This is a genomic window from Phytohabitans sp. LJ34 (assembly GCF_052068095.1).
Taxonomy (GTDB): domain Bacteria; phylum Actinomycetota; class Actinomycetes; order Mycobacteriales; family Micromonosporaceae; genus Phytohabitans.
In genome coordinates, this window is record NZ_JBQHDG010000056.1 from 1 (window position 1) to 5,312 (window position 5,312).

The 5,312-nt window shown below is 71.6% G+C and carries 7 protein-coding genes and 1 tRNA gene; 5 read left to right on the forward strand and 3 right to left on the reverse strand.

The genetic code is table 11. The features are described 5' to 3' along the window. The first annotated feature begins 198 nt into the window (after nt 1-198). The 3 genes from ACTMTJ_RS45290 to ACTMTJ_RS45300 are packed head-to-tail and all read left to right on the forward strand — an operon-like array spanning nt 199 to nt 2,433. Nucleotides 199-546 carry a MerR family transcriptional regulator gene (locus ACTMTJ_RS45290; RefSeq protein ID WP_441225290.1) on the forward strand — a complete coding sequence of 116 codons (348 nt, stop codon included), beginning with the start codon at nt 199-201 and terminating at the stop codon, nt 544-546. Next, complete coding sequence (locus ACTMTJ_RS45295) at nt 543-1,397, forward strand: TIGR03619 family F420-dependent LLM class oxidoreductase (protein ID WP_441225292.1); 855 nt, start codon at nt 543-545, stop codon at nt 1,395-1,397. Before ACTMTJ_RS45290 ends, ACTMTJ_RS45295 begins: the two co-directional genes overlap by 4 nt. A gap of 40 nt (nt 1,398-1,437) precedes the next feature. Next, nucleotides 1,438-2,433, forward strand: coding sequence for a class I SAM-dependent methyltransferase (locus tag ACTMTJ_RS45300; RefSeq protein WP_441225293.1), 996 nt, complete (start codon nt 1,438-1,440; stop codon nt 2,431-2,433). On the opposite strand, the gene ACTMTJ_RS45305 is transcribed toward ACTMTJ_RS45300, so the two are convergent. From ACTMTJ_RS45305 to ACTMTJ_RS45315, 3 genes are all read right to left on the reverse strand, one after another. After that, nucleotides 2,404-2,562, reverse strand: coding sequence for a hypothetical protein (locus ACTMTJ_RS45305; protein ID WP_441225295.1), 159 nt, complete (start codon nt 2,560-2,562; stop codon nt 2,404-2,406). The genes ACTMTJ_RS45300 and ACTMTJ_RS45305 overlap by 30 nt on opposite strands. 59 nt (nt 2,563-2,621) lie before the next feature. Beyond that, entirely contained in the window at nt 2,622-3,482 is an 861-nt protein-coding gene (locus ACTMTJ_RS45310; protein ID WP_441225297.1) for a peptidylprolyl isomerase, read from the reverse strand. 70 nt (nt 3,483-3,552) lie between these two features. Further along, nucleotides 3,553-3,626: transfer RNA gene (locus ACTMTJ_RS45315), tRNA-Leu, on the reverse strand. A gap of 103 nt (nt 3,627-3,729) precedes the next feature. On the opposite strand from ACTMTJ_RS45315, the gene ACTMTJ_RS45320 reads away from it, so the two are divergent. Both ACTMTJ_RS45320 and ACTMTJ_RS45325 read left to right on the forward strand, forming a co-directional pair. Continuing rightward, nucleotides 3,730-4,350, forward strand: a complete 621-nt coding sequence (locus ACTMTJ_RS45320) for an ANTAR domain-containing response regulator (protein WP_441225299.1) — start codon at nt 3,730-3,732, stop codon at nt 4,348-4,350. Between the two features lie 198 nt (nt 4,351-4,548). Then, nucleotides 4,549-5,312: branched-chain amino acid ABC transporter substrate-binding protein (locus ACTMTJ_RS45325; protein ID WP_441225301.1), on the forward strand; the 764-nt coding region annotated here is incomplete at its 3' end.

Sequence of the window (5,312 nt, forward strand, 5' to 3'; positions counted from 1 at the left end):
TTTCGGCGAGCGCTGCGAGCCGCCGGCCGGGAGCGGTGCCCGCGGGAGCATACGGTCCGCCGCTGACGCGGACGTGGGCAAATCTACTTGAAAGCGTCACCCGCGCGATCAGCGTGATCGGTACGACCCGGGGGTGACCGGTGACGGCCAGGCGCGAGGCTTGCGTTGACGTCGGGGGCAAGGTTTAGCGTTGTGATCATGCGAATCGGGGAGCTGGCGGGGCAGGCGGGCACCACGACGCGGGCGCTGCGCTACTACGAGGCGCACGGGTTGGTGCGGCCGCGGCGCGCGGCCAACGGCTACCGGGACTACGACGAGGCGGAGCTGCGCGTGGTGCGGGAGATACGCGCGCTGCTGGCCGCCGGCTTCGTACTCGACGAGATCCGGCCGTTCGTGGCGTGCCTGCGGGCGGGCAACCCCAGCGGCGACGTCTGCCCCGACTCGGTGAGCGTGCTGCGGCGCAAGCTCGCCGAGGTGGAGGCGTACATCGAGCGGCTCGAAACGGTGCGCCGCCAGCTCTGCGAGCAGCTGGGCGCGGCGCGTTGAGGTTCGCGATCAGCTACAGCCCGCACTACCACGGGGTCGACCCGGAGATCCTCGTCCGGTACGCGCGGGACGCGGAGGAGTGCGGCTTCGAGGCGATCTACCTGCCCGAGCACATCGTGCTCTACCCCGGCGCCACGATCGGTCAGACGCCGATCCCGCCGGCGCTCGCCATCCCGGACCCGCTCGACACGCTGGCCTTCGTGGCGGCGGCGACCTCGCGGATCCTGCTCGGCACCGGCGTGTTGCTGCTGCCGTACCACCACCCTGTCGTCCTCGCGAAGCGGCTGGCGACCATCGACGTGCTGTCGCGCGGGCGCATGCGGCTGCTCACCGTCGGGCTCGGCACGTTGCCCGGCGAGGCGCACGCGACCGGCGTCGACTTCGCCAGCCGGGGGCGCCGCGCCGACGAGGCGATCGACGTGCTGCGCCTGCTGTGGGGTGGGGGCGAGGAGGGGGTGAGCTTCCACGGGGAGTTCTTCGACTTCGACGACCTGACCTGCTATCCCAAGCCGCACGGCGGCACGCACCTGCCGATCCACATCGGAGGGTCGAGCCGTCCCGCCGCGCGCCGGGCCGGGCGGCGGGGCGACGGCTGGTTCGCGGGCGGCATGCTCCCTCCGGAGGAGCGGCGCGCCCATCTGGAGCTCGCCCGCGCGAGCGCCGTGGCGGCCGGCCGCGACCCGGCCGCGCTTGAGGTCACCCGCTGGGCGTCCATCGACGTGTCGCCGGAGCGGGTCGAGGCGCTCGCGGCCGAGGGCGTGACCCGTGTCGTCGTCGGCGCCACGGGGGAGGATGCCGTGGAGCGGTACGCCCAGATGACGTCCTTCGCCGAGCGGTTCGGGCTCGGATAAACCGGTGGCTCCGCCGAGTGCGCCTCGCTAGCGTCGGGCCGTGACGTACGAGCACCCGCTGGCCTACCTGCTCGGCATCGAGGGCATCGCGCTGCTGCGGGCGTTCACCGGTGAGCACGACCGCGCGTTCGTCGAGGCCCGCCTCGCGGAGGTACGCCGCCTGCTCGACGACGGCACGCTGGCCGGTCCCGGTGTCGAGGTCGCGTCGGTGGACACTGTGGAGGGTTACCGGATCTGGTCGCGTTCCTACGACGCGGAGCCCAACGGCGCGTTCGAGTGGGACGCGATCGTGGTCGACATCCTCGACGGCCTGCCCGCTGGCGACGCGCTCGACGCCGCCTGCGGCACCGGGCGCTACTCCGCGCTGCTCGCCGAGCGCGGCCACCGGGTCACCGGCGTCGACGGCTCACCGGACATGCTGGCCCGGGCCCGCGAGCGGGTGCCGTCGGCGAGGTTCCTCCTCGGAGACCTGCACCGGCTGCCGGTGGCCGACCGCTCGGTCGACGTGGTGACCTGCGCGCTGGCGCTGACCCACGTGCGCGCGCTGGGGCCGGTGTTCGCGGAGTTCGCGCGGGTGCTGCGGCCGGGCGGCCACCTCGTGCTCTGCGACATCCACCCGGACATGGTGGCCCTCGGCTCGATCCCGTGCGTGCGCTTGCCGGACGGGGCGCCGGGCCGGATGCCGGCCGCGCGGCACCTCGTCGGCGACTACCTGCGCGCCGCGCTGCCGGTGGGGCTGCGGCCCGTCCGGTGCGAGGAGCCCCGGCTCGGCGGCGGCGCGCCCGAGTCCACTGAGGAGCCTCCACCCGGCGGCGGCGCGCCGCAGTCCACAGAGGATGCACCGGAGCCCGCGGAGGAGAAGGCGGCGGACCTGGGGCCGTGGGACCTCTGGCCGTGGTCGCTACAGGCGCTGCTGCCCGAGGCCACCCGTGCCGCCAGCGACGGCATGGGCGCCATGCTCTTCTGGCATTTCGAGCGCGCCGGGCTCACCGCGCGGTCGACCCCGTCACGGGAGGTCTCCGCGGACCAGCGGTAGGACGATCGTTTCGACGATGACCCCGTCCGGCACCGGGTGCAGGGTCATGAGCATCTTGTGGCGGAGCAGGTCGGTCGGTAGGCGCGCGATCCGGTCGGTGATCTTCGCCGGGTCGATCTCGTTGCGCACGACCTCGAGGCCTCAGCCGTCGATCGGCGGCGCGTGAGGATGGCGGAGAAGGCGACGGGTCAGGCGTCGACGGTCAGGCCCTGGATGGTGATGGCCACCTTCGGCTTTCCGCCGCCGCCCGCGAGGGAGTTGTCGTGGCCTCCGGCGGCGACCTGGCCGACGACCTCCAGGCCGGCCGTCACGGTGCCGAACGGGGTGTACGCCGGATCGAGCTCGCCGTCCTTGAACACGATGAAGAACTGGCTGCCGTTCGTGCCGGCGCCGGCGTTCGCCATCGCGACGACGCCGCGGGTGTAGCGGGCGCCGGCCAGGTTTTCGTCGGCGAACGCGTAGTCCGGCTGGCCGGTGCCGGTGCCGGTCGGGTCGCCGCACTGGAGGATGGAGAGCCCCTCGGTGACCAGCCGGTGGCACGGGCTGCCGTCGAAGTAGTGCTTGGCGGCCAGGTGGGCGAAGCTCGCCACGGTGCACGGGGTGGCCGCGCGGTCCATCGTGATGGTGATCGGGCCGAGGTTGGTGGTGATCCGCATGGTGGCGGTGCCGGAGCGCGGGGCGCCCGCGAAGTCCGGCATGCCGACCGCCTTGTCCGCCGGCTCGGCCGCCCGGCTCGTGGCGCCACACGCGCCGCCGGAGCCGGCGGGCGGCGCGGCACGGTCGCCGTTCGTGCCGGAGTCGATCGCGCCGTCGTTCACGTAGTACACGACGGCGGCCGTCACACAGCCCGCGCACAGCAGGACCGCGACGACCGCGCCGGCCACCAGGCCGATGACCAGGCCGCGCCTGCTCTTCGGTGGCGGCGGCGCCAGTGGTGGTGGCCCCATGCCGGCCGGCGGCGGCCACGGGCCGGCCTGCGGCGGATAGGGCTGATAGGGCGGGCGGGGCGGCTCCGGCTGACCGGGCGCCGGTGGAGGGGGGTTGGTCACCGGGGAGTCCTCATTTCGAGGCGAGATCGGCGACCAACGGGCTGATCAGGCGAAACATGCCTGGCAGGTGTGCCCCCGGTGGGATTCGAACCCACACTGTCGGAGGTTTGAGCTCCGTTCCTCTGCCGGTTGGGATACGGGGACGTCGGTCGGGTCGGGAACTGACCGCGACCAGACTACCCACTACGCTGAGGGCGACGGCACCCGACCGGTCGGAGTGTCGGGAGCAAGTGAGGGGTAGGGGTTCGTGGCCGACACGCAGGCGGGTGCCGAGCGCAGGCGGGTGCTGATCGCCGAGGACGAGGCGCTCATCCGCCTGGACCTGGCCGAGATGCTGGTCGAAGAGGGCTACGACGTGGTCGGCGAGGCCGGTGACGGTGAGACGGCCGTGCGGCTCGCCCTCGACCTCAAGCCCGACCTCGTCATCCTCGACATCAAGATGCCGATCATGGACGGGCTGGCCGCCGCCGAGCGGATCGCGGGCGAGCGGGTGGCGCCGGTCGTCATCCTCACCGCGTTCAGCCAGCGTGACCTGGTGGAGCGGGCCCGCGCGGCCGGCGCGATGGCCTACCTCGTCAAGCCGTTCCAAAAGAGCGACCTGGTGCCGGCGATCGAGATCGCCCTCTCCCGCTACCAGGAGATCGCCGCCCTCGAGTCCGAGGTGGCCGGGCTCAACGACCGGCTGGAGACGCGCAAGGCCGTCGAGCGGGCCAAGGGGACGTTGATGACCACTTATGGCATGACCGAGCCGCAGGCGTTCAAGTGGATCCAGCGCACCGCCATGGACCACCGTATGACCATGCGTGAGGTGGCTGAGCGGATCTTGACCGAGACCCCGACTGAGGGCTCTGACCAGCCCAAACAGTAGAGCTTTATGACAGCGTTACCGTCAGACTGAGCACGCTACGTAACGGTTTCGTCAACTGCGCGGCCAAGCCCTTACGGGTTGCCCGCCTGGTGGGATAACGTCCCGGCGCAGACCGAGATAGCGGTCGGGCTCGTCTGTCCCGCAAGAGCCAATCGGCAGCGGGTGGTTCGGGCCATTTGATGGAGGAGGGTTCGAGCCTTGAGGCAGAAGCTCGCGCGGGCGTTCGGTGGCATCGCCATCGCCGCGCTCGTATTCGGTGGCGCCGCGTGTCAGGCCGGAGACGACGACGGCGGAGACGGCGGTAGCGGTAGCAACGCCGCGTGTGGCATGAAGATCGGCTTCTTCGGCGCGCTCACCGGTGACGCGGCCGGCTTGGGTATCCACATGCGTAACGGCACCAAGCTGGCGATCGATCAATACAACAAGGAAAACGCCGACTGCACCGCCGAGATCGTCGAGTACGACTCGCAGGGTGACCCGGCCAAGGCCCCGGCCCTGGCGACCCAGGCGGTCGGCGACCAGAAGGTCATCGCGATCATCGGCCCGGCGTTCTCCGGTGAGTCCGAGGTCGCCGACCCGATCTTCCAGTCGGGCAACCTGCCGACGATCACCCCGTCGGCGACCCGCCCGAGCCTGAGCACCAAGGGTTGGAGCGTGTTCCACCGCGGCGTCGGTAACGACGAGTCGCAGGGTCCGGCCGCGGGCCGGTACATCAAGAACGTGCTGAAGGCCGAGAAGGTCTACGTCGTCGACGACCAGTCGGCGTACGGCGCGGGTCTGGCCGACGAGGTCAAGAAGGTCATCGGCACGCCGGTCGGCGAGGACAAGGTCCAGGTCAAGCAGACCAACTTCTCCGCGGTGGTCACCAAGATCCGTAACTCCGGCGCCACGGCGCTGTTCTTCGGTGGCTACTACACCGAGGCGGGCCTGCTGCTCAAGCAGCTCAAGGGCGCCGGCTGGCA